Source organism: Ruegeria sp. HKCCD8929 (assembly GCF_013031405.1).
Lineage (GTDB): Bacteria > Pseudomonadota > Alphaproteobacteria > Rhodobacterales > Rhodobacteraceae > Ruegeria.
This window is the reverse complement of record NZ_WPZY01000016.1, coordinates 68123-90547: the sequence shown is the minus strand read 5'-3', so window position 1 is coordinate 90547 and position 22425 is coordinate 68123. Positions and strand designations below refer to the sequence as shown.

21 protein-coding genes are annotated in these 22425 nt (G+C 58.1%); 13 read left to right on the top strand and 8 right to left on the bottom strand.

Going from position 1 to position 22425, the window contains the following annotated elements; translation table 11 throughout:
- Positions 1–2 precede the first annotated feature (2 nt).
- Together GOX53_RS20400 and GOX53_RS20395 are read left to right on the top strand one after the other, a co-directional pair.
- Positions 3–1433, top strand: a complete 1431-nt coding sequence (locus GOX53_RS20400) for a dynamin family protein (RefSeq protein ID WP_171179636.1) — start codon at positions 3–5, stop codon at positions 1431–1433.
- A 15-nt stretch (positions 1434–1448) separates the two neighbouring features.
- On the top strand, positions 1449–1967 hold the full coding sequence (locus GOX53_RS20395; protein WP_254446661.1) for a roadblock/LC7 domain-containing protein: 519 nt from the start codon (positions 1449–1451) through the stop codon (positions 1965–1967).
- A gap of 96 nt (positions 1968–2063) precedes the next feature.
- Here the strand turns inward: GOX53_RS20395 and GOX53_RS20390 are convergent, their stop codons facing one another.
- Complete coding sequence (locus GOX53_RS20390) at positions 2064–3461, bottom strand: TrkH family potassium uptake protein (RefSeq protein ID WP_254446660.1); 1398 nt, start codon at positions 3459–3461, stop codon at positions 2064–2066.
- A gap of 73 nt (positions 3462–3534) precedes the next feature.
- Entirely contained in the window at positions 3535–3981 is a 447-nt protein-coding gene (locus tag GOX53_RS20385) for a CBS domain-containing protein (protein ID WP_171179630.1), read from the bottom strand.
- A gap of 158 nt (positions 3982–4139) precedes the next feature.
- On the opposite strand from GOX53_RS20385, the gene GOX53_RS20380 reads away from it, so the two are divergent.
- From GOX53_RS20380 to GOX53_RS20370, 3 genes are all read left to right on the top strand, one after another.
- Positions 4140–4817, top strand: coding sequence for a response regulator transcription factor (locus GOX53_RS20380; RefSeq protein WP_171179628.1), 678 nt, complete (start codon positions 4140–4142; stop codon positions 4815–4817).
- Positions 4804–6168, top strand: coding sequence for an ATP-binding protein (locus GOX53_RS20375; protein WP_171179625.1), 1365 nt, complete (start codon positions 4804–4806; stop codon positions 6166–6168). The genes GOX53_RS20380 and GOX53_RS20375 overlap by 14 nt, the downstream gene beginning before the upstream one ends.
- Before the next feature lie 282 nt (positions 6169–6450).
- Positions 6451–6780: a hypothetical protein gene (locus GOX53_RS20370; protein WP_171179623.1), complete on the top strand. Its 330-nt coding sequence runs from the start codon at positions 6451–6453 to the stop codon at positions 6778–6780.
- A gap of 394 nt (positions 6781–7174) precedes the next feature.
- On the opposite strand, the gene GOX53_RS20365 is transcribed toward GOX53_RS20370, so the two are convergent.
- The 5 genes from GOX53_RS20365 to GOX53_RS20345 all read right to left on the bottom strand — a co-directional run bounded on the left by GOX53_RS20365 (position 7175) and on the right by GOX53_RS20345 (position 12367).
- Positions 7175–7510: a hypothetical protein gene (locus tag GOX53_RS20365; protein ID WP_174867713.1), complete on the bottom strand. Its 336-nt coding sequence runs from the start codon at positions 7508–7510 to the stop codon at positions 7175–7177.
- Positions 7511–7546: 36 nt separating this feature from the next.
- The gene (locus GOX53_RS20360) at positions 7547–9070 is read right to left on the bottom strand and encodes a sulfatase-like hydrolase/transferase (RefSeq protein WP_171179622.1); all 1524 of its coding nucleotides are present in this window, start codon (positions 9068–9070) and stop codon (positions 7547–7549) included.
- Positions 9067–10656 carry a tripartite tricarboxylate transporter permease gene (locus GOX53_RS20355; RefSeq protein ID WP_171179620.1) on the bottom strand — a complete coding sequence of 530 codons (1590 nt, stop codon included), beginning with the start codon at positions 10654–10656 and terminating at the stop codon, positions 9067–9069. Before GOX53_RS20355 ends, GOX53_RS20360 begins: the two co-directional genes overlap by 4 nt.
- Entirely contained in the window at positions 10656–11222 is a 567-nt protein-coding gene (locus tag GOX53_RS20350; protein WP_171179618.1) for a hypothetical protein, read from the bottom strand. The genes GOX53_RS20355 and GOX53_RS20350 overlap by 1 nt, the downstream gene beginning before the upstream one ends.
- 71 nt (positions 11223–11293) lie before the next feature.
- On the bottom strand, positions 11294–12367 hold the full coding sequence (locus tag GOX53_RS20345) for a tripartite tricarboxylate transporter substrate binding protein (protein ID WP_217351861.1): 1074 nt from the start codon (positions 12365–12367) through the stop codon (positions 11294–11296).
- Here GOX53_RS20345 and GOX53_RS20340 point away from each other — a divergent pair.
- Genes GOX53_RS20340 through GOX53_RS20330 form a run of 3 tightly spaced genes read left to right on the top strand, consistent with a single transcriptional unit; the run spans position 12367 to position 15128 of the window.
- A complete protein-coding gene (locus GOX53_RS20340) occupies positions 12367–12837 on the top strand; it encodes a MarR family winged helix-turn-helix transcriptional regulator (protein ID WP_171179614.1) in 471 nt (156 codons plus the stop codon). The two genes, GOX53_RS20345 and GOX53_RS20340, sit on opposite strands and share 1 nt — an antisense overlap.
- Positions 12838–12840: 3 nt before the next feature.
- On the top strand, positions 12841–14277 hold the full coding sequence (locus tag GOX53_RS20335; protein ID WP_171179612.1) for a sulfatase-like hydrolase/transferase: 1437 nt from the start codon (positions 12841–12843) through the stop codon (positions 14275–14277).
- A 2-nt stretch (positions 14278–14279) separates the two neighbouring features.
- Complete coding sequence (locus GOX53_RS20330; protein ID WP_171179610.1) at positions 14280–15128, top strand: MBL fold metallo-hydrolase; 849 nt, start codon at positions 14280–14282, stop codon at positions 15126–15128.
- A 238-nt stretch (positions 15129–15366) separates the two neighbouring features.
- On the opposite strand, the gene GOX53_RS20325 is transcribed toward GOX53_RS20330, so the two are convergent.
- Complete coding sequence (locus GOX53_RS20325; RefSeq protein ID WP_171179608.1) at positions 15367–16404, bottom strand: LacI family DNA-binding transcriptional regulator; 1038 nt, start codon at positions 16402–16404, stop codon at positions 15367–15369.
- A 266-nt stretch (positions 16405–16670) separates the two neighbouring features.
- Between GOX53_RS20325 and GOX53_RS20320 the strand changes: the two genes are divergently transcribed.
- The 5 genes from GOX53_RS20320 to GOX53_RS20300 all read left to right on the top strand — a co-directional run bounded on the left by GOX53_RS20320 (position 16671) and on the right by GOX53_RS20300 (position 22109).
- Positions 16671–17936, top strand: coding sequence for an ABC transporter substrate-binding protein (locus GOX53_RS20320; protein ID WP_171179606.1), 1266 nt, complete (start codon positions 16671–16673; stop codon positions 17934–17936).
- Between the two features lie 125 nt (positions 17937–18061).
- Positions 18062–18907 (top strand): carbohydrate ABC transporter permease, encoded by an 846-nt coding sequence (locus GOX53_RS20315; protein WP_171179603.1) that lies wholly within the window; start codon positions 18062–18064, stop codon positions 18905–18907.
- Entirely contained in the window at positions 18904–19749 is an 846-nt protein-coding gene (locus GOX53_RS20310) for a carbohydrate ABC transporter permease (RefSeq protein WP_171179601.1), read from the top strand. Before GOX53_RS20315 ends, GOX53_RS20310 begins: the two co-directional genes overlap by 4 nt.
- Before the next feature lie 31 nt (positions 19750–19780).
- Positions 19781–20824 (top strand): ABC transporter ATP-binding protein, encoded by a 1044-nt coding sequence (locus GOX53_RS20305; protein WP_171179599.1) that lies wholly within the window; start codon positions 19781–19783, stop codon positions 20822–20824.
- A 7-nt stretch (positions 20825–20831) separates the two neighbouring features.
- The gene (locus GOX53_RS20300) at positions 20832–22109 is read left to right on the top strand and encodes an amylo-alpha-1,6-glucosidase (RefSeq protein WP_171179597.1); all 1278 of its coding nucleotides are present in this window, start codon (positions 20832–20834) and stop codon (positions 22107–22109) included.
- Positions 22110–22425 lie beyond the last annotated feature (316 nt).

Here is a 22425-nt window from a genome sequence, read left to right as displayed (position 1 = left end):
AGATGAATACCATGTCTTTGGCTGAAAAGCCGAAACGCCGCGCCGTCACGCCAGCACAAATGGACCGCCTGACACGCTGGGCACGGCGCAAGCCAGTTGTCGCTCTGATGGGAGAGTTCAGCGCTGGCAAATCGACCCTGCTCAACTTCATGCTGGAGCGCGACGTTTTGCCCACCCGGGTAACGGCCACAGAACTACCTCCGGTCTGGTTGTCTTATGGGCAGGGTGACGCCTATCGCGTCGGTCGAGACGGCACCCGCTCAGACGTGGACCTGAACGCCATTGACGCCATCCCCATTGCGGAGACCCGATTTATTCGCGTGTTTTCCGACGCCGCGATACTCAAGTTTTGCGATCTTATGGATATGCCCGGAATCTCGGATCCCAATCTGGCTCGGGATCATTGGATCGAAGCCGTGGGATATGCCAGTTTCGTGGTTTGGTGCACCCATGCGACGCAGGCCTGGAGAAGTTCCGAGAAAAGCCTGTGGTCTTCTTTACCACTGCGCTTGAAGCGCAACAGTATCCTTGCTGTGACCCGCGCCGACAAGCTGATCACGCCCCTGGACCGAAGTAAAGTTGCGCGGCGTGTGCAACGCGAGACCGAGGGGCTTTTTGGGAACTCCGTCATGTTGTCGGCCAGAAATGCGCAACGGGCACGTGAAACGGCTGGCGAGACGTCAGAAGCCTGGCGCAAGAGCGGCGGCGCACAGTTTTTTCAAAGCCTGAATTCAAGCATATATAGCGCGGTTCAACACCGTCTTGACCTACTGGGCCGCTATGAATGCCGTGCCGAGCCCCAAAAACCTGCAACACTCTCCGTTGTTGACAGCAAAGAAAAGGTTGTGCCGCGCCGCGTCGATGGCGCACTCAAACGTCGCGCGACGCGGCCGAGTGAAGCGGAAACGGAGGCGCTATTAGCGCTAACCAAACAGGCCGTTGAGGGAACGTTTGTTGAGAGCCGTTCCACGGATCAAGCTAATGCTTCTTCGCAGAAATCCTCACTTGCGAAATCACCTGACGACATCCTGGCGGACAAACTCTTTGCAAAGATATCAAACCTCAGAAACCGTCCACTTCCTCGCGCCCGTCGCGTCGCAGGCAAGGAAAATCCCGATGCGCGGGCGGACGCTCGGCATAACCCGCATCCCGGCGTGTCGGAGGCCGGGGCAGAAGAGGAAAGCGTGCAAGATCGGATCGCAATGGGTGCCTCGAGTGTGAAAGAAAACTCTGTAGGACCTACTAATCACGCTTTGCACGCAAACAGTGTCCACCGAATCCGATCTGTGGTTCAGGCCGAACGCAGCAACATCCCGGGAACCGGGGAACTGGCCAAGATCGTGGATCGGTTTTTGTACGAGCTTGCCGGCATCTCCGATGCATCGCCGGGCCAAAACCCCGCATCTCACCCACCCGCCGGAGCCGGATGCTAACGGTTCGATCACGCCATGACCCGAGAAAAAACAGGGCTGAAGACCCTCTGGCAAAAGTTCGGCCGCGATTTTGTCTGGACACAGACACATGTGGTGATTGTCCCGGGAATTGCGCCTGAACCGACCGAACAGCTTCTCACGAAACCGCCAACCAAAACCGAAGACGCAAAGGAGAAACTTATGTCAACGGATATCTCGAAACTAAGTGAAATCAAGGGTATAATCGGTGCCTGCCTTGTCGACAGCGACACCGGCCTTATGTTGGCATCCGAGGGTGGAGGCAAGCTCGACCTCGAAGCAGCGGGTGCCGCCAACGTCGAGGTCGTCCGCGCCAAGCTGGCCGCCATCGAAACCCTGGGACTGAACGACTCGATTGAGGACATCCTGATCACGCTCGGCAAGCAATATCACCTGATCCGGCCGCTGGACAAAAACCCGACCATCTTCATTTATGCGGCGCTCGACAAAAAGACCGCGAACCTCGGTCTCGCCCGTATCCAGGTGAAGGCTGTGGAATCCGGTTTGAGCATCTGATCAAACCTGCCCCTCTGGAACGGTCCTTCGCCTTTTAATCGGGTGGCGGACCGTTTTCCGGGGCGGGTGGCCCGCCGTAGGCACGGCCCAACCGATTTAGATCACCCAGAATGCGCGGGTGAAAAGCACATAAAGAGACAGGATTTCCAGCCGTCCGGCCAGCATTCCGAGGATCATGATCCATTTTGCGGGGCTCGGCAGCCCTCCCAAGGACCCTGAGGCGCCCACCTCCCGGCCATAAACAGGTCCGATATTGGCGACCGAGGTCCAGGCTGCGGTTACCGAAGTCTGGAGCGAGAGACCGGTAAGTGAAAGGGCGATTGCGATCAGCCCGAGGGTCAGGACGAAGAAGGTAAAAAAAGCCGCAACGGATGTCACGACATCTGCGCTCAGCGCCCGCTTGCCATATTTGGGACCGGCAACCGCGTTGGGGTGATTGAACTGCCTGAGTTGTGACTGGATAGCCAACCACAACACCTGCCATCGGAAGATCTTGATTGAACAGGCGGTGGAGCCGGTGCAGCCTCCGGCCAATCCGATCACGACACCCAGAACCAGTGCAAAGCTGTCCCATTCCGTGATGTCTTCGCTCGCATAGCCGGTACCGGAAATCAGTGTGACAAGGTTGAATATGGTTTCCCGGACGATTTCGGTGAGTTTGGCGTCACTAGTGGCGGCCCGATAAAGGACCAGCATCAGGCAGGCAGAGATGATGCATTTTAGATAGGTGCGGACCTGCGTATCCAAGAGCAGTGGACCGGGTGTGCCGCGCCCAAGCTGGACGAACCGGATCAGCGGCAGGCTGGCCAGTACCATGAAGACCACGGACACATATTCGAGCGTCCCGGTAAACCGCGCGAATGACTGGTCACTGGTCGAGAAACCGCCTGTGGAGATTGTCGTCAGCGCGTGCACCAGCGCATCGAACAGGCTCATGCCAAAGGCGAGATACGCAAGCAGACAGGCAAGCGTGAGCGCCACATAAACGGTCAGAAGCGATCGCGCGATGTCCAGTGCACGGGGCAGGACCTTGCCATGCGTGTCGAACCCTTCGGTCAGAAAGAACTGCATGCCGCCGACGCGCATGATCGGCAGAAAGATCATGGCGACAATGACAATCCCCAGCCCACCCAGCCATTGCAGGATGCCGCGCCAGAGCAGCACGCTTGCTGGCATCTCGTCCAGCCCTTGAAACACGGTCGAGCCTGTGGTCGTCATCCCGGACATGGACTCGAAGTAAGCGTCTGTCAGTGACGCGTGGGGCTCTCCAACGACAAATGGCAATGCGCCAAAGACCGGAAGAATGACCCAGACCAGCGCAGTCAGTAGGAAGGACTGCCGCCTGTCGAGGGACCTGCGTCTCGGGTTCGCTGTTGCCAAAACAGTCGCAACGCCGAACGACATCGTTAGCACACCGAGCAGGATGAAGATATGTTTGGGCTGGTCTCCGGTTATTCCGTCGAGTGTGCCGCACAACAGCATGAGCGCACCCATGACTGCCACCAGACAACCAATGATGTTCCCGATTGGGCGCAGGTCCATTCAGGGCCGGAGAACGTGCAGGCGGTTACTCCGCCTGCACCATCCTCCCCATGGCCATGTCACGCAGGACGTTGAATTCAAGCTCTTTGTCTTCGTGGATTTTTTCGAGCAGATCCTTGATCGTGAGCAGCCGCACAAATGCACCATTACTAACAACCACAAGATGCCTGATCCTGTGTTTGCCCATCAGTTTGAGTGCCTCCGACAACCGGGTGGAGTCATCGCAGGTTATGACAGGCGCGGACATGCAAGCTTCGACCGGGGTCTTGCCGAGCCGCATATTACCGTTTGCAATAGCACGGATGATGTCGTGATCCGTGATGATCCCTTCGACGTCTCCGTCCTCGCTGATGACGGCAAGAGCGTTGGCATCAAGTTCCGCAATGCGATGTGCCGCCTGAATGACAGTCATGTTCCGTGAGCAATATGACTTGCTGCCAATCGGCGTCCTTTTGATGCTGTGGACCGTCATGCCGCGCCCCTGATTTTGTGCGTCGGCAACTTGGAACGGCGGATTTGCAGAAACCTCTCTTGGAATTTACAAATTTGTAAGGCCAACAACCGCGCGATGGTGGTTATAACCTGCTGCAATCGGGCCAGGACCCTCAAAAGGCAACTAGAGCAATTTCCATGAAAGTGCTTATTGCAGAAGACGACAAGAAAACGGCTGACTACATACGGGACGGCTTGCGAGAGCATGGCTTCAGCGTGGAAGTGGTGGCGGACGGCCGCGATGCATTGCAGTTCTGCCTTTACAGCGAGTGCGATGTAGCCATCCTTGACCGGATGATGCCGGGCATGGACGGGCTTTCGGTGCTGAAAGCAATGCGAGCAGCCAAGATCCAAACACCGGTTCTGTTTCTGACGGCCCTGGGGGATGTCGATGATCGCGTCGAGGGCCTGTTGGCGGGAGGGGATGATTATCTGGTCAAGCCTTTTCATTTTTCGGAGCTTCACGCCCGTATACAGACGCTAACCCGACGCCAGTCCGATAATGGCGAGATCACGGAACTCAGAGTGCATGATCTGGTGCTGAATCTGCTGTCCCGCACCGCGCAGCGGCAGGGGGAAGTTGTGGAACTGTTGCCGCGCGAGTTTTCATTGTTGGAAGTCCTGATGCGCAACTCAGACCGTGTGGTGACGAAAACCATGCTGCTCGAGCAGGTCTGGGATTTCAGCTTTGACCCCAACTCAACCGTGGTGGAAACGCATATCAGCCGCCTTCGGGCAAAGATTGACCGGCCCTTTGATATACCGCTGCTGCACACCATTCGAAACATCGGATACAGCTTGCATGGACCGCGGTAGCATTTTCTCGGGCGCACCATTCAGAACCGCCATATATGCGACGGTAGTGACATCGGTGATCCTCGCTGTTTCGGGTTTTCTTGCCTATCTGGAGGTAGAAGCTGCGCTCATTAAAGACCTGAAGGCGGAAATTCTCGAAGAGGAGTACCTGCTGCATGAAATTCTGTTGGACGCGGGCGGACCCTCGCTTCAACGTGCGATTGAGCATCTGAGCAGCTCTTACAAGTCGGACAATCATCTGGTGGGCCTGTTCGACCAATACGGGGGGCATCTTGCGGGCAGATTGGAGGCATCGCCACAAGCGGACGGTTGGCAACAAGTGGTGCGGTCAGACGATGCCTCAAGTGCTTGGGGCGAAGACTACCTCGTGCATTCTGCCCAACTCCAGGGATACCAGACTGCGGTGGCCCGCAGCCTGTGGCCAGTTCACCGCACACTGGCGATTTTGATCGAAAGCCTGATGCTTCTAGCCGCAGTTGTATTCGTTGCGATCCTGGGATTGGGGTATATTGTCAGCACCCAAACGCTGCGGAAACTGCAGACCCTGGAAAAGACGCTGGATGAAGTGTCCAAGGGCGACACCGACATCCGGTTGCCGGTATCACCTGCGAACGATCAGATTGATCGCATTTCCCGCCAGATGAATCAGCATCTTGACCGCCTCTCTACGTTGATGGTCAGCACAAAAGCGACCGTGGTGGCGATTGCACATGACCTGAAAACGCCGCTGTCGCATGGATTCATGGCATTGCAGCAAGCTTCCTCCCAGATTGAGAGAGGGGGAGATCCGCAACCGCAACTGCAAGAGCTTGAGCAGGAACTTGGGCGCCTCAGCTCGGTTTTCGATACAATTCTCCGGATATCCCGGATCGAAACCAGCGGCACACCGACCAACTTCTCTACGGTCGCGCTGAACGACATTGTGGACGATATCGTTGAGACATATGGCCCGATTGCAGAAGAGAACGGGCAGCATCTGGTGGCCAAAGGCGCCTCCAACGCCGTGATGATCCGCGGCGATCCGATGATGCTGCGGCAAATGCTTGTGAACCTGCTCAACAATGCGATCAAATACTGCCCGCGCGGCGCCCGGATTGAGGTTGGTGTGACCACAATGGCTGACAAGGCCGTGTTGTCGGTCAGCGACAATGGTCCCGGAGTACCTAGCGAACAGCTGCCCAACATCTTTGATCCGTTCTTCCGTCTGGATAGCAGCAGAGCCGAAGGCAGCAACGGCTTGGGTTTGGCCCTGGTCCATGCAATTGCGACACGGCACGGAGCTTTGATCAGCGCGTCGGACAATGCGCCCGGACTAAAAATCACTGTGGAAATCGAACAGTTGGGCCCGTGACGTGTCGAGACGGCGTCTCAATGCCAGAAAACTATTGGCCGATGAAAGCCCGAATTCCTCGGACGCGAGGACGTCTTTTTCGGAAGCCAAGCTTGCTTTCAAAAAGCTCAAATGTTGGATGAGAACCGCGCCAAAATCTCGGCCATGCCTTTTGCTAAATTCCTGCCAATCCCGGTTTCTCTAACAGACGCAGCCGCCATCTCTGCCAAACAGAATCCATCGAGAAATGAGTGGCCGCATATTCGAAACGAAACAAGTGACCCCTAACATCTTGGAGAAAACATGAAAACACTTCCACTTACCGCGGCGATCTGTCTGGCGGCAACTCAAGCTTTGGCGGGAGAACAGCATTTCAAATGTGTCTCGGACAGAGATGGCGATGAAGTTCGCCTCAGCAGGCCTGTGGAAGGGGACAAAGGCACGATTACCTTTCCGGACACAGCTGGCGAGGCCACAGTATTGCATGGACTGGACGGGGTAACGTTCCTGCGCATCAAGGACAGGGAGGTCTGGACCTTTGTCATTCATTTCCCGACCATGACCTACGAACTCTCGGTCCACGGGGCCAAGACAGATGAAGATCACGGGACATGTGCTGAGGAGAAAGCCTGACCTAGCAACCCGTCGCGGCACGAAACATAAACGATGACAATAAGATTGACAGATTTGTAAACTTCGCGCCGCATTCTTACCACGTTGCACCACTAGTTGGCTCGTGTGCTTAGGTCCGAACCCTATGCACAGGGCTACAGGGGCTATTGCGCTCCCCTCCGCCGAGGTTTGCTGGTGCTCATTGCACATCACTCACTCTGACGCCCCTGTAGCCCGTAAGTTGTCCTCCCCAGAATTTGCGTTCACTTGGTGCGCACGGCACGAATGGCGGGCAAACCCAAGGACCAGTCCCCCCAACACGCCAAACGGTCAACCGCTCGGATAGCAGAAAGACGGCGACGGCCATCAGTAGCGGTGAAAGTTGTGCAACCAGAATGACCTCTGCAACGTTTAGTCATGCGATGGCGGCAAACGAGGTGAAAAGTGCCAAAGCTCCGAAGGTCGGTCTTATGAAATGGGCACCTGGCCTCTTGGTCACCAGTCCACTTGGGAATTCACTCCTGATCCACAGAAGAACAATCAAAGGGATGAGGGCGAAGAAAGAGCGAAAGAAAACGATCTCACCCAGCGGCACCTCGTCAATCGCTGCTTTAACACTGATGAACATGCCGGCCCCGAGAATGCCAGACAGGATGCGCAGACTAATCCCCAGCGATGGGCGGTTCACTCCGGTCACTGGTGACTGCCTTTGACCACGCAGCTCTGACCAGATGGACAACCAGATACTCATTGCTAGTGCCGCCCGCCCCTTCTGGGGCAGCAGCTACTACGCAGTTCCGACCGGAACCCGGTCAGGGACAGTGTCGTCGGGGCGGCTGGCTATGTAGCTTTCCAGCTTCGCCCGAATTTTGGCCGAGGCAGGGTCACTGAAGAGATTGTTCAGCTCGTGGGGATCATTAACGAGGTAGTACATTTCGCCGTCGCCCGAGTTCAGATCCAGCGTCATCTTGTGGGTGCGGGTCCGGACTGTGCGCAGCTCCAGGGCGACACCGACGCGCCCGGGGAGAAGTCCCCATTCGTTGCGGGCGAACTCTCGGGTTGCATCACCTTCCAGCAATGGCCGCAGGCTCTCGCCATGCTGGGATTGCAGCGGCTCGGCACCACCATAATCGAAAAAGGTTGGCCCCAGATCGAGTGTCGACACCGGTTGATCGACCACCTTGCCGGCCGGCACGCCCGGCCCGCGGATCATCATCGGAACGCGCAGCAGGCCTTCATAGTGCATCGGGCCTTTCAGGATCAGCCCGTGATCGCCGAGCCAATCTCCGTGATCCGAGATGTAGATGACCAAGGTGTTGTCATCCAATCCGGCCTGCTCCAACGCGATCAGCATGCGGCCCACTTCGTGGTCGATATAGGAGATCTGCCCGTATGTATTGGCGATAATTTCCCGCAATTGCTCGTCTGTCTGCGGTGGGATGCGGCTGTAGGCCTTGCGCACTTCCGCAAACTTTGGATCGGCAGGTTCACCTTCCAGTGCCGCCTTGTGCCACCATGGCTTGCCTTCGTGGTTCCGCGTGCGGTGCTTGGGCAGATCCACTTCTGCTGGGTCGTGCAGGCGCGACCAGGGTTCGGGGCAGTCGAACGGATGGTGCGGATCGGGAAAGCTGACCCAGGTCGCAAACGGTTTGTCGCGATCCCGCCCGTGATTCACCCATTCGATAAAGCGATCCGACGTCCAGCTGGTGTTGTGATAAGCTGTGGGCAGTTTCGAATGCCAGGTCTGCGCAGCGCCCTTGGTATCTCCGGCATTTTCCCACATCAGCTTGGTGCGTTCATCCCCCCGCCCGTCTGCGTGATAAAAACGCTCATAGTGTTGCCCGCCCGGTGGCTTTTCGGGTGCCCACCAGTTGTGTCCGACCAGCATGAGTTCCAGGTGCTCGAACCCCATATAGGGCCCGTTCCAGTCTTCCCCGTAGCGATGCGCGGATTGCAGGCACTCAGGCGAGCCAGTGGGGTCGTAGGTGTGATAGGTCGAAAAATGCGCCTTGCCGAAAAATGAGGTTTGGTATCCGGCAGCCGCCATGGCGCCCGCCCAGCCTTTCTCTCCGATGCTTGGGTCCAGATCGATGCCGTTGTCATGCACGCCATGTGTTCGGCATAGTTGGCCGGTCAGGATCGACGCTCGTGCCGGTTGGCACACGACCGAGGGCGTAATGGAACCGGTGAAATGAGTGCCGTCCGCCGCAAGTTGATCAAGATGAGGCGTTTTGACTTTCCGTCCCATGAAACCGAAACAATCGGCGCGCTGTTGGTCAGCCGAAATCAACAGAATGTTGGGACGTGTCATGCTACCTCCTTCGTTTTGCGAGCTGAGAACACGATGACCGCAAACGCCACAGCCATCAGCAGCGCCGCGCCGGGGTTTGTGAACAGGAACCAGGGATCTCCACCGGTGGCGGCGAACGCCTGCCGGGCGCTTTCTTCGAGCTTGCCTCCGAGAATGAAGGCAATGACAAACGGCAAGGGCGAGATCGCGACCGTGCGCATTAGATAGCCCAGAACACCAAACCCCACGGCAAACCAGATCGCCTCCATGCGGGTTTCCTGCACGTAGATTGCCGTGAGCGTCAGCAACAGGACGCTGGGCAGCAGGATATGTTTGGGGACTCGGATCATGACGCCCATGGAGCGCATGAACAATCCGCCAATCGTCCAGTTCAGGACATTGGCGACCATCATTGCGGTGAACAGGCCAAACGCGATGACCAGCTCGGGGTTGACGCTGTCAGTGGTAAAACGAAAGACCGAAGGGCCGGGGTTGAAGCCACCGATGCTTTCGGCTGCAAGGATCAGGAACACCGCGGCGGCGTTGCCCGGGATGCCGAGGCTTAGCACGGGGATCAGATTGGCTCCGGATACCGAGGAGTTGGCAGCCTCGGTCGCGGCGATCCCTTCCGAGGCCCCCTTGCCGAACTCAGGCGCGCCGGGGCGTTTCTTTTTCGCATAACGCGCGCGGCCCACTGTGTAACCCAGTGTGGCCGCGAGCGTTGAACCGATGCCGGGCAATGCGCCGATGGCTGTACCGATCAGGGCGGAGCGACCGACATATGGCAACAACCGGCGAATATCGGCGCCGTGCAGACGCTGGTCGCCTTCATCTTTGTGCGCCGGAATTTCCCCGCTATCGCGTTTGCGCCGCCACAGGTCTTCAAGCTCTTTCAGCACCGCGCCAATGATCAGCACGCCGAGAACAGCTGTTGCAATCGGAAACCCCTGGCTCAGCGACGGGCTTCCCATCGAAAGACGGGGATAAAAATCTTCGCCGGTTCCGACATAGGCAGCCAACAAGCCCAGACCGGTCGAAATCAGGCCTTTTGCTGGAGAGCCGCCGATCACTGCGGCGATAAAGCTGAGGGACAGGATCAGAAGAGCGGTTTTTTCGGGCAGGTCCAGATAGGCCTCAACCAGCAACGCCAGAAACGGCGCGCACACAATGAGCACAATGTCCGAGAACGTATCACCGGATGCCGACGCAAAATGGGCCACGCGCAGAGCCTTCTTGGCCTTGCCGCGCTGCGTCATGGGATAACCATCCAACGTCGTCATGAAGGCGTCCGGAGTACCAGGTGTGTTGAACAGGATCGCCGGCACCGCCCCGCCAATGGTGGCACCTTTCATGACACCGATCAGAAAGCCCATGACCGGCAACAATGCGTCGGGCGTGTATCCGAACACTGAAATCAAAATCGGTAAGGCAATCGCCATGGCGATCGGACCGGCCAGCCCGGGGGTGGCGCCGACCGCAATACCGGTCAGGAATCCGGCAAGGATCATCACGATCGTGACCGAGATCGGCAGGCCGAACAGCGAGAACAGCTCGGGCCCCTGAAAAACCGCCTGAATCCCCATCCAGATATAGTCAAGCGTGCCCATTACACGTCACCGTTCGGAGGCAGCAGCAGATCATCGAATGGCACGTCGTAGATGAAGATCATGACGATGACGGCGAAAACAGCAGCCAGGACTGCCTTACGGCTAACGCGGCCCTCTGCAAGCGATACCATGCCCGAGATCATCAATGTGCCGCCAAGAAAGAAGCCCAGATACTTCCACGGCGCCGTGTCGCGCAACAGGCGGTACTCAAGGTCTCCGCCTTGAAAGGCGTTGGTGGTCCAAACCGCCACCGGTCCGGCAAAGCGCATTACAAGCAGACTGACAAAGACTATGGCCAACAGACGAGCGATGAAGGTCAACCCGGCCATGGAAGGTTTGGGCTGGTTCGGAGCCTTGCGCTCGATAAACACGAGCAATCCGCCACCAAGGACCAGAAACAAAGCGGCGACCGTGGGGGCAAGCGCATCACCGATCACCACCTGGCGGCGCACCTTTTCGATTAGGCCGGTTTGGGTGTCCAAGGGGATCCACAGCGCCAGCACGGCGGCTGCAAATGCCAGCACAAGGGTTCCCAATATCAGATTGCTTCGGGACGAACGCACCATGATTGCCTCCGGTTGGATGCAAAAAAAGGCCGGGCTGTGCATGATGCACATCGGCCCGGCCAGTGGAGTGACTATTCGGAAGCTGCGTCCATCAGTGCCCCCGCATTGGCATAGTCGTCCGCCAGCAGTTTTGTCAGGTCGTCGCCCGAGATAACCGACACGCCCCCAAATGCTTTCTTGATCAGGCCACCAGCCTTGGTGCTTTCGTCCGAGACAATCTCGACAATGGCCTTGGACAGGGCGTCACGGGCTTCGTCCGGCATGCCTGCTGGTCCAATGAATACGAAATAGCCGTCAGCGCTGTATTCCACGCCCAGATCCGCAAATGTCGGGGCATCGGGGGTTTGCACGAGGGGTTCCGACAACGCCGAGGCCAAGTTGATCAGATCACCTGCTTCGACGCCCTTGGCCTGAATGCCTGCCATGAAGCCAACATCAAGGTCACCGGCATTGACCCCGTTCATCACGCCCTTGCCGCCTTTGACGTTCACGATGTTAAAGTCGACGCCCTGCGCCTTGCCAAGAAGATAAGCCAAATCGGCAAGTTTCGGGCTCATGGCGCCAAAACGGATGTCCTGGCCGCCTTTCGCGGCCGTAATCATGTCTTCAAAGCTGTTCCAGCCTTTGTCGGTCCGCGCAACCACACCCATTTGGAAACCGGCTGTCGTGGTCAATCCAGTGAAGTTCTCCGGCGTCATGCCTGCGTTGGCCGCAGCCATGTTGTAGCCGAGGGTTTCCGTGACAACCATGCCGATGGCCGTTCCGTCATTCGGCTGATCCTTAAGCGCGTTGGCGAGGTTCAGACCGCCCTTGCCGGTCACTTGCTCGGGAATGAACTTCCACCCCATGCGCGCTTCCAGCTCTTCCGCAATCAGTCGCGCCTGAGTGTCAGCGCCGCCCCCTGCCCTGAAGCCGATCATCAGTTTGATTGGTCCGGGTGGCGTCCAGTCAGCCGCCAGTGCCGTTGTCGCCATGACCGCGACACCCATGGCGGCGATCCCTGCTTTGATGATGCGTTTCATGAAATCCTCCCAGTTCATGCGCTTTTCCAAAGCTTGCTTCATCAATGGTTGACTCGTCAACAATAAAGTTGACACATCAACTTTTAGGCGCCAATCTGAACGGGCAAAACGAGGTAGAGCCAATGGCCAAGGACGAAAAAGATGAAGCGGAGATGCGCCCCCATCTACAGCAGATGGTGACCTTTCGCATATCTCGCCTGCACGCCAGAATGAACGCGCAAGCCACTAAAATTCTTAAGGAAACCGCCGATATTTCTCTGATGCAATGGCGGGTGTTCGTGATGCTTGAAACGCTAGGAAAAATCACGCCATCCGAAATTGTACGCCAGACAGACCTGGACAAAGGCCAGCTGAGCCGGGCGGTCAAGACAATGATCGAACAGGGGCTGATTTCCAGCGAAACAAGCGAATCGGATCAGCGCGCGCAATACATCGATTTCACTGAAAAGGGTTTGGAGGTTTTCCATCGCGCCCGCCCGCAAATGCGCGACCGGCAAGCTCGGCTGCTGAACGCTCTTTCCCCCAACGAACAGGCTGCAATGTTCAATGCGCTAAAAAAGCTCGATGCCGTGATGGATGAGATCGAGAGGTAGGTCATGACATCAAACCTCCTCGTGATCATGTCTGACGAACATCAGGCCCGTGCGATGGGATGTGCGGGCCACCCACTGGTCAAGACGCCCCATCTGGATGCGCTTGCGGCACGCGGAACCCGCTTTGCCAATGCGTATACGCCCTCGCCGATTTGTGTACCCGCGCGAGCCAGCTTCGCGACCGGAAAATACCCGCACAAAACCCGCCTTTGGGACAATGCAATGCCCTATGACGGTAGCATTCCGGGTTGGGGGCACGCCTTGCAAAAGGCCGGTGTCCCGGTGGAAAGCATCGGCAAGCTGCACTATCGCGCAGAAGAAGACCCTGCGGGTTTCGACACCGAGCACTTGCCGATGATGGTTGCAGGTGGTGTCGGCATGGTCTGGGCCTCGATCCGCAAGGAAGACGAGCGTGTCGCGGGCAAAGGCCGAATGCTCGGGGAATACATTGGTCCCGGTCACTCGAAATACACTGAGTACGACGCCGCAGTGACCAGCCGCACCCGGAAATGGCTGGCTGAACGCGCGACTTCAGAGGACGCGCGTCCCTGGTGTCTCTATGTCGGGCTGGTTGCGCCGCATTTCCCGCTGGTTGTGCCCCAGGAATTTTATGACCTCTACCCGCTGGAGGATCTGCCCAAGCCCAAGCTGCATCCGCGCGACGGCTACATACGCCACGACTGGGTGGAAAAGCAAAATAGCTTTATGGACAGCGAGGCCAAGTTCAAGAACGAGACCGAACGCAAATGTGCAATCGCCAGCTATCTGGGCCTGTGTACCTGGCTGGACCACAATGTTGGAGAAATCCTCGCAGCACTGAAAGCCAGTGGGTTCGATGAGAATACTACGGTCGTCTACACCTCGGATCATGGTGACAACCTTGGCGCACGCGCGCTGTGGGGCAAGTCAAACCTCTACCAGGAAAGCGTGTCCGTCCCGATGATCATGGCTGGGCCGGATATTCCCGTTGGGGTCTGTGAAACGCCGGTGAGCCTGTTGGACCTTTCCTGCACATTGGCCTCTCATTTCGGGCAAAGCATCGACTCGGAACAAGGCACGGCACCTCTGGATGTCATTCTTCGCAACGGTAACGACCCCGAGAGAATGATCTTTTCTGAATACCATGCCGCCGGCGCCGTGTCCGGTGCTTTCATGTTGCGCAAGGGGCGCTGGAAATATCACCTCTATATCGGCTTCCCCCCCGAACTCTTCGACCTCGAAACCGACCCCGAGGAACTTGAAAACTTGGCAAGCAGAGCAGATCACGCGGACATCGTCGCCATGATGGAAGCGGCCTTGAGGTCGATATGTGATCCAGAGGAAACAGACGCCTTGGCCTTTCGCGACCAGGCCGCCCTGATCGCGTTTCATGGTGGTCGGGAACGAGCTCTCACTCTCGGCGCACCGGGCGCCACTCCGCCCCCTACTCTGGAAACCTGATCATGAAACTGACCATTCTCGGTTCGGGCTCTCCCGAAGCCTATGTCCGCCGCGCATCTTCCGGCTATCTGCTGGAAATCGGCGAGGACAAGATCCTGTTGGACTGCGGCGGAGGCGTATTCGACAACCTCGTTCGCTCCGGCCGTGTGCCAAGCGATATCACCCACCTGTTTTTTACCCACCTGCACACGGATCACATGATGGACTATGCCCGGCTTGTGCATGCAGCCTGGGATGAAGGGGCTCCACCGCTGAAAGTCTGGGGTCCGAAACCCATAGCAAGGCAGACCGAGTTGCTTTTTGGCAAAGATGGTGTTCTCTCGCCGGATCTGATCGCCCGTACCGAACTTGCTCCGTCCCAGCAGGTTTGGGTGGCCCGCGGCGGAACGCTTCCTCGTGCGTGGCCGGCCCCCGAAGTGACCGAGGTTTCACCGGGCTTCACGTTCGAAGGCGATGGTTGGGTTCTGGAGAGCTGCGAAGTGCCCCATGCCCAGCCTGCCTTTGACTGCATGGCATTCTCGGTGAAATCCCAAGGCAAGAAATTCGTCTACTCTGGCGACGCAGGCATCTGTCCCGCTCTCTCCAGCCTGCAACAGGATGCCGATCTGCTTTTGCACTGGTGCTATCGCCTTTCAACCGACGATGTGCACCCTGCGATTGCAGAGTTCTCGCCAACTCCCGCGGACATCGCAAAATCCGCTCGGGACAGCGGCGTGAAACGCCTCCTAATCTCGCATTTCCGAATTCACATGGACAGCGAAGAAGGGCGCAAAAGCGCCCGGCAAGAGCTGGCGGAACATTTCGACGGTCAGGCTAGCATCGCAGAAGATTTGGAAGTGTACACTGTCTGAAGAAGCGCGGCACTGGATAGACTAAGAAACTCACAATAGGTAGGTGACACTGCATTCGCCGGTGACCGTGGCGCGTACGAAAGCGCAGAAAAATGCGCACAACTTCACCTGCGTCGTTTCTTTCGTAGGAACAAACGACTTGAAACCCAGCACGGGCCCTCAAGAAGTATTGGGCACAACCTCTCTGAGTGTTCTTTCGCAACTCGCAGAGGGAACCCAATTTTGTTGGCGCATAGGCTCAGGTGGAGATCTTTGCGCTAGTGGCGATCGCGTTTGGCGGAGAAGCGGTCGTCATCCGTTTCACAAGTCGAGCCGCCATTTCGGACACGGTCGCCGGCATCTCCGGATCGCGGATTCTGTCGAGCAGGACTTTGGCCAGTTTACGCCCCAGCAGCTCGGGCGAGACGGCCATCGTCGTCAATGTCGGGATCGCGACCGAGGCCTCTTCGATGTCGTCAAAGCCGATCACCGACACCTCCCGACCCGGCGTCATGCCCAAACGGTCAAATGCAAGGCAGGCGCCCAATGCAACCATGTCGCCGTTGCAGACAATCGCGGTTGTCTCAGGATGCGCGTCCATGAGGTTCAGCATGGCTTCTAGACCGGCGCCCTTCCGATCGGCCGACGGCCAGATCACCGGATCGCAAAGACCGCGCGCCGCCAGAGTCCGAACGTAGCCCTCGATCCGTTCCTCCCGCACCTGGGTCATGACGGTCCCGCCGAAGTAGGCGATGTGACGATGGCCCAGATCGGCAAGATAGGATGTAGCCGTCGACGTCGCATCGGCATTGCGGATCCCGACATGATCGAAATCAGGCGATATGGATCTGAGGAAAGTGACCGTCGGCATCCGGTGCGCCTTGAGCAGCGCGACCGTCTCGGGCGGGGTATCGATCGCTGGAACCCAAAGCAGACCGCCGCGCCCATTGCGAATGAACGCCTCAAGCTGGCGGCCTTGTCGCTCGGCATCATCGCGCATGTCGAGGATCGAGACGAGATAGCCTTCTGCCTCCAACAGATCCACAACGCCACTCACGACCTCTGCATTGAAAGGGTTGGACAACTGGTTGATGACAAAGCCGATCTCGCGGTTCTCACCCGACCTCATTGAGGCGGCGCGCAAGTTCGGCACGTAATGCAAGCGCTTTGCCGCCTCGAGCACCTTTCTGCGGGTATCTTCCGAGATCCGGCCGGTGCCTCGCATGACCTGACTGACCGTCGGAACGGAGACGCCCGCCTCTTTGGCAACGCTCGAAAGTGTGGGTTTTTCGCGCAAATCGGCCCCCAGGGTGGTAGAACGTTTTACCTACTTTGGTCGCGATGGACATATAAAAGCAAGCGATAAAACGACGGTTTCATGCACATCCCGAGTTTAAATCAAAAAATTCGTTGACGAATGGTATATCGTTATATCATGCTGTTCCCGAGGTCTTGCTGAGTCGCTTTGTATCTTCCGCACCGGATCTCAGGGCGGCACCGACCGCGGCGGCCGCAACGAGCCGGGCCAAACGGGCCCGGCCATGAACAAATTGGGAGGAATTCATGTTTCTACGCTCGAAGATTGCCTGTGCCGTGTCGGGCATTGCGCTTTTCGTCGGGGCGGGTGCCGCTCAGGCCGAAGTCCTTTTCTGGTCGACCCAGGCAAAGCCGGTCGAAGAAGCACAGGCCATGCGCGAACAGGTGCTCGCCGGGGCGGGTGATGTCGATTATCAGCCCAACGATGGCGGGCCGTGGCTGACACGCCTGAACGCAGAACTGCAGGCCGGATCCGGCACGATCGGTGTCCTTGGCGCCCTGCATGGCGATTTCTCGGCCATGAATCCCGATGACCTCGTCGACCTGGACGATCTCGGGCTTGGCGCTGCCAGCGACACCTTCAACAATCTTGCCAAACTGGGCACGGACAATTCGCAGTACATTCCCTGGATGCAGGCCAGCTATATCATGGCGGCCAACAAAAAGGCGCTCGAGCATTTGCCCGAAGGGGCCGATATCAACAGCCTGACCTATGATCAGCTGATCGAATGGTCGGCCAATGTGATGGAAGCCACGGGAGAGGCCAAATTTGGCTTCCCCGCAGGACCGAAAGGACTCAAGCACCGCTTCTTCCAGGGCTATCTCTATCCGTCCTACACCAACGGCGTCGTGCGTACATTTGCCTCCGACTCCGCCGTGACGGCCTGGGAGAAGATGAAGGAGCTCTGGGCGGTGACCAATCCCGGCTCGACCAACTTTTCGTTTCTGCAGGAGCAATTGCTGAACGAGGATGTCTGGATCGCGTTTGATCACACGTCCCGCCTGGCTGCCGCCTTTAACGAACGCCCGGACGATTTTGTCGCCTTCCCGGCACCGGCCGGTCCTGAAGGCCGCGGCTTCATGCCGGTGATCGCCGGTGTCGCCATTCCGCGCACAGCGCCCGATATGGAGGCCTCCAAGGCACTTGTCGCCCATATGCTGAAGCCAGAGACCCAGATCGCCACGCTTAAGGCAACCAACTTCTTCCCGGTGGTCGAAGTTGCGCTTCCCGACGATCTGCCGCATTCGGTCAAGGCAGCGGGCGCCGCTGTTGCGATCATGAGCGCGTCGCCGGATGCAAACCCAGGACTTCTCCCCGCCGGGCTGGGGGACAAGGGCGGAGATTTCAACCGGGTCTTCGTGGATACGTTCGAGCGCATCGTTCTAGCCGGTCAGCCGATCGAGCAGGTTCTGGACGATCAGAAGGGGGCGCTCCAGCGCATCATGGAAGAGACCGGCGCGCCGTGCTGGGCACCTGATGCGCCTTCCGAAGGCGCCTGCCCGGTCGAGTAAACCCTCTCTCCCGTGGAGGTGCGATACTGTGCACCTCCATGCATCCAGTCCGGACTGCAAGTCGGTCCGGACTGGCCCTAAACCATCGAATTCATACGCTTAGGCGCTAACCAGGGAGCGGTCTGATGAACCCGCGACTACTACCCTATTTCCTGATCTTGCCGGTCACGCTGTTTCTGTGCCTCTTTTTCCTGTACCCGTTCGTGCTGGTCGCCCAGCAGGCTTTCAGCAGCGGTTCCGGTTTCACGCTCGACAACTTTCGGGACGTGACATCTCACTGGAAATTCCCAATTTCACTGCGAAACACCTTCCTGCTCGCGCTTGCGGTGGTTCCGATCCAGTTGGCCCTGTCGCTGCTGATGGCCACCATGGTCAACAAGATGGAGCGCGGGCGTGATCTGATCCTGTATATCTGGACCATCCCCCTTGGCATCTCGGACCTTGCCGCTGGGATCATCTGGCTGGCCATCTTTGAGCAGTCAGGCTTCCTGAACTCGATGATGGGCGGGCTGGGCCTGATAGAAAGTCCAACAAATTTCCTGAGCTACCAAAGCCCGGTGATGGTGTTCGTGGCGATCATGCTGGCCGAAATCTGGCGCGCAACCGCGATCATGTTGGTGATCCTAGTGGCCGGCATCGGCCTGATTCCGAAGGAATACTACGAAGCAGGCGAAGTGTTTGGCGCTACAGCATGGCAGCGGTTCCTCAGAATTACTCTGCCGATGCTGCGGCCGTCGCTACAGACAGCGCTGGTGCTTCGGGTGATCTTGGCCTTCGAGGTGTTTGCCGTCGTGCAGGCGCTGGGCGGGACGCTGTTCCCGGTGCTCATGGGCGAGACCTACGCCTATCAGTTTGAGCTTCTCAATGGCGGAGCGGCTGCGGCCATCGCGCTGATCATCCTCGCCATCTCGATCACCTTCACACTGATCATCATGCGTGCGCTGCGCGTTCCGAAAGGAGCCACGATATGACCGCTGCAAACACCAACGTCATAGAGGCCGGCACGGATTCGAAGAAAGCTGGGCGCTACGTTTATGTCTCGGCAATTGTCCTGCTATGTGCTTGGGTCATCGTTCCGCTGTATTTCCTGCTGATCAACACGCTCAGCTCTCCGGAAACGGTGAACGCCTACCCGAAATCCTTCTTCCCAGAATTTGACTTGGGAAGCCTGACTTTCTTCGCGAATTTCGCGGGGATCCTGACGGCACTGAAGAACTCGATCCTGGTGGCGGCCATGACCATGATCATGTCGATCGCCATCGGGGCGCCGGCAGGCTATGCCCTGTCGCGGTTCGAATTCCGTGGCAAAGAGCTGTTCCGGCTGCTGATCCTTCTGACGCGGGCCTTTCCGCTGCCGCTTCTGGCCCTGCCGCTTGCGGTCATGTTCATCCGGACCGGGATCGATGACACTGTATTTGGCCTGGCGCTTGTACACACGACGCTGGCCATCCCGTTTGCGGTGCTCATCACGTTCTCGCTGTTCTCCGGAATTCCGCTGGAGTTGGAAGAGGCTGCCTGGACGCTTGGGTGCACGCGCCTGACGGCGTTCACAAAGGTCATTCTGCCGCTTGTTCTTCCGGGTATCACGGCATCGGCAATCTTTGCCTTCGTGATCTCTTGGAACGAGGTCTTCGCGGCCGCAGTTCTGACCATCGAGAACCGGACGCTCACCGCCTTCCTGCTTCAGAACCTGGACACGTCGCCCCTGCACCTGAAATTCGCAGGCGGCTTCATACTGGTCGTCCCGGCGCTGATCTTCATCTTCGCCGTTCGGAAATACCTCTTCGCGATGTGGGGCATCGCCAACCGCTGAGAAGCGGCTGTCAGAAAAAGGAGCCAAGACAATGGCTGTCATCGAAATCAAAAACGTTGCAAAAACCTTCGGAAGCTACCAGGCACTGCACGATATCAACCTGACCATTGCAGATCAGGAATTCATGGTGCTGCTGGGTGCCTCGGGTTGCGGCAAATCCACCCTTTTGCGGATCATCTGCGGGCTGGAAACCGCGACCGAGGGCGAGGTCTGGATCGGCGGTCGCCGGGTGGATCACCTGCCGCCCAAGGATCGGGGCATCTCGATGGTGTTCCAGAACTACGCGGTTTTTCCGCACCTCACTGTGTTCGAAAACATCGGCTTCGGACTGCGGATGCAGAAACTGCCGAATGACGAGGTGACGCGACGCGTCGAACGCACGGCCGGTCTGATGCACATCGACCAACTGCTGAAGCGCTATTCCGGTGAACTCTCGGGCGGGCAGCGTCAGCGTGTCGCCGTCGCGCGCGCGTTGGCGATGGAACCGGATGTGATCCTGATGGACGAACCATTGTCAAATCTGGACGCGTTGCTGCGCATGGAAATGCGGGCCGAACTCAAAGGCGTGCTTGCCGAAAGCAACACGACCGCAATCTACGTAACCCATGATCAGGTTGAAGCGATGAGCATGGCAGACCGGATCAGTGTCATGCATCAGGGCAAGATCGTTCAGGCGGCCTCGCCCATCGAAGTTTACCGGAACCCCGCCGCCGAATTCGTGGCCGGATTTATCGGGAACCCGCCCATGAACTTCCTGAAGGCCACACCGCAGGGCGGTGGAAAATTCGCCGTTGCCGGGCAGTCCTTCGATGGCCCTGCAGCGGCGAACTCCAACCTCCAATTCGCGATCCGCCCCGAAGACATGAAGCTCTCCGAGGACGGGCTGCCTGCCGTGGCCAAAGTCGTGGAGCCGCTTGGCGCTCACCTCCTGGTCACCTGCGAGCTTGATGGCAAGCTGTTCCGCGCCGTTCTGGACAGCGAAATGCAAGTCAAACCGGGTGAGACGCTGAAGCTGTCGCCAGTGCCGGAGCGCATCCGCTGGTTCGATCCTCAAACCACATTGGCCGTTGCGTGAGGCACCAATGAGCGAAAGCCTCATCGACCGCGCCATCGAAATCCTGCGCCTGAACGACCGCGGCACATATACCGTTCCAACCTCGGGGCTTTATCCCTTTCAGTGGAATTGGGACAGCGCGCTTTCGGCCCTGGGGTTCTCGTATTTCGACGAGGCACGCGCCTGGACCGAGATCGACACTCTGTTGGCGCATCAGTGGGACGATGGGATGGTGCCGCATATTATCTTCCACGAGGAGGATGATGGGTATTTTCCCGGTCCGGATGTCTGGCAGACGGGCCGCCCTGTGCCGACATCCGGGGTCACTCAGCCGCCAGTCGCCGGGTTCGCCGCAAAACGTATCTTTGATCGCGCAAAGGATCGTGATCTTGCAGAAGCGCGCGCGCGCGCCCTGCTGCCTCGTATTCATGCCTGGCATGAGTGGTTTTTCCGGTGCCGCGACCCCGAGGGATCGGGTCTCGTCGCCATCATACATCCCTGGGAGTCCGGCCGGGACAACTCCATCGACTGGGACCAGCCGTTTGCCGCAGTCCCGACCGAAGGCGTGCAACCGTTTCAGCGACGGGACACCCAGCATGCAGACCCCTCACACCGTCCGACGGACGAACAATACAAGCGCTACATCTGGCTGGTTCAGAAATTCCGCTCGCTCGGCTGGAACAACGACAAGCTGCACGACGCCTCGCCGTTTCGGGTCGTCGACCCGGGCTTCAATGCAATACTCATTCGGTCCTGCGCCGACCTCGCCGAACTTGCGGACGCCTTGGACGAGCCGGAAATCGCCGCGACCTCACGCGCCCGCGTCGAAGCGGGCATACCGGCACTGGATGCGTTATGGAGCGATGAATTTGGCCAGTTTCTCTGCTTTGACAGAGTGCAGGGAGCGCTCATACAAAGCGCGTCGATCGGCGGCTTGCTGGCTGCGTTTGCGCCGATTTCACAGGATCGAGCAGCAGCACTGGCGGCGCGGATCGATGACATCTCATCCCGCACCAATTATCTGGTACCCAGCCACGATCCAGCCGCCCCGGAATTCGACAGCCTTCGGTATTGGCGCGGCCCTGTCTGGTTGATCGTCAACACCATGATCGCAAACGGGCTCGAACGGGCCGGACAAGGCGATATCGCGGACCGAATCCGGACCGACAGCGTCAGGCTGATCCGGCAAAGCGGTTTTGCTGAGTATTACGACCCGATTACCGCGGAACCCTGTGGTGGTGAACACTTCACTTGGACCGCTGCCATGGTGATCGAGATCCTAAACTTGCATGGCGAAAAGGCCTGAGTGCAGCGGTCTTTGAGGGTGCTTCTCGCGGCGGTTTCGCAAAAAATCCGAGCGCGCACTGGACCCCAGACGCGCTTAAAACCAGACACACACCGCCGGGATATTTTTGACTTCGAAAGATGCAACTCCACAGATAATGAGCATGTGCGGCTCGCGGTAGCGGGTTAACCCCAGTAGCCGTGCCCCCTCAACGAGGGCTCCCATCAATCAAGTGTCCTGGCCCCTGGCGGGCTCGGGTTTACAAATCTCCCGGGTGAGTGCCTTCGGCGGATCATCGCGTACCGGGTGATTGGTGTTGGTCTGTATTCTCGCAAGG

What these genes read in the sequence shown, in the direction of transcription:
- GOX53_RS20380 (WP_171179628.1), top strand. Translation starts at nt 4,140, where the DNA reads ATGAAAGTGCTTATTGCAGAAGACGACAAGAAAACGGCTGACTACATA.
- GOX53_RS20375 (WP_171179625.1), top strand. Translation starts at nt 4,804, where the DNA reads ATGGACCGCGGTAGCATTTTCTCGGGCGCACCATTCAGAACCGCCATA.
- GOX53_RS20365 (WP_174867713.1), bottom strand. Translation starts at nt 7,510, where the DNA reads ATGAGTATCTGGTTGTCCATCTGGTCAGAGCTGCGTGGTCAAAGGCAG.
- GOX53_RS20330 (WP_171179610.1), top strand. Translation starts at nt 14,280, where the DNA reads ATGAAACTGACCATTCTCGGTTCGGGCTCTCCCGAAGCCTATGTCCGC.
- GOX53_RS20310 (WP_171179601.1), top strand. Translation starts at nt 18,904, where the DNA reads ATGACCGCTGCAAACACCAACGTCATAGAGGCCGGCACGGATTCGAAG.
- GOX53_RS20355 (WP_171179620.1), bottom strand. Translation starts at nt 10,656, where the DNA reads ATGGGCACGCTTGACTATATCTGGATGGGGATTCAGGCGGTTTTTCAG.
- GOX53_RS20320 (WP_171179606.1), top strand. Translation starts at nt 16,671, where the DNA reads ATGTTTCTACGCTCGAAGATTGCCTGTGCCGTGTCGGGCATTGCGCTT.
- GOX53_RS20385 (WP_171179630.1), bottom strand. Translation starts at nt 3,981, where the DNA reads ATGACGGTCCACAGCATCAAAAGGACGCCGATTGGCAGCAAGTCATAT.
- GOX53_RS20395 (WP_254446661.1), top strand. Translation starts at nt 1,449, where the DNA reads ATGACCCGAGAAAAAACAGGGCTGAAGACCCTCTGGCAAAAGTTCGGC.
- GOX53_RS20335 (WP_171179612.1), top strand. Translation starts at nt 12,841, where the DNA reads ATGACATCAAACCTCCTCGTGATCATGTCTGACGAACATCAGGCCCGT.
- GOX53_RS20305 (WP_171179599.1), top strand. Translation starts at nt 19,781, where the DNA reads ATGGCTGTCATCGAAATCAAAAACGTTGCAAAAACCTTCGGAAGCTAC.
- GOX53_RS20350 (WP_171179618.1), bottom strand. Translation starts at nt 11,222, where the DNA reads ATGGTGCGTTCGTCCCGAAGCAATCTGATATTGGGAACCCTTGTGCTG.
- GOX53_RS20400 (WP_171179636.1), top strand. Translation starts at nt 3, where the DNA reads ATGAATACCATGTCTTTGGCTGAAAAGCCGAAACGCCGCGCCGTCACG.
- GOX53_RS20340 (WP_171179614.1), top strand. Translation starts at nt 12,367, where the DNA reads ATGGCCAAGGACGAAAAAGATGAAGCGGAGATGCGCCCCCATCTACAG.
- GOX53_RS20315 (WP_171179603.1), top strand. Translation starts at nt 18,062, where the DNA reads ATGAACCCGCGACTACTACCCTATTTCCTGATCTTGCCGGTCACGCTG.
- GOX53_RS20370 (WP_171179623.1), top strand. Translation starts at nt 6,451, where the DNA reads ATGAAAACACTTCCACTTACCGCGGCGATCTGTCTGGCGGCAACTCAA.
- GOX53_RS20300 (WP_171179597.1), top strand. Translation starts at nt 20,832, where the DNA reads ATGAGCGAAAGCCTCATCGACCGCGCCATCGAAATCCTGCGCCTGAAC.
- GOX53_RS20360 (WP_171179622.1), bottom strand. Translation starts at nt 9,070, where the DNA reads ATGACACGTCCCAACATTCTGTTGATTTCGGCTGACCAACAGCGCGCC.
- GOX53_RS20390 (WP_254446660.1), bottom strand. Translation starts at nt 3,461, where the DNA reads ATGGGTGCGCTCATGCTGTTGTGCGGCACACTCGACGGAATAACCGGA.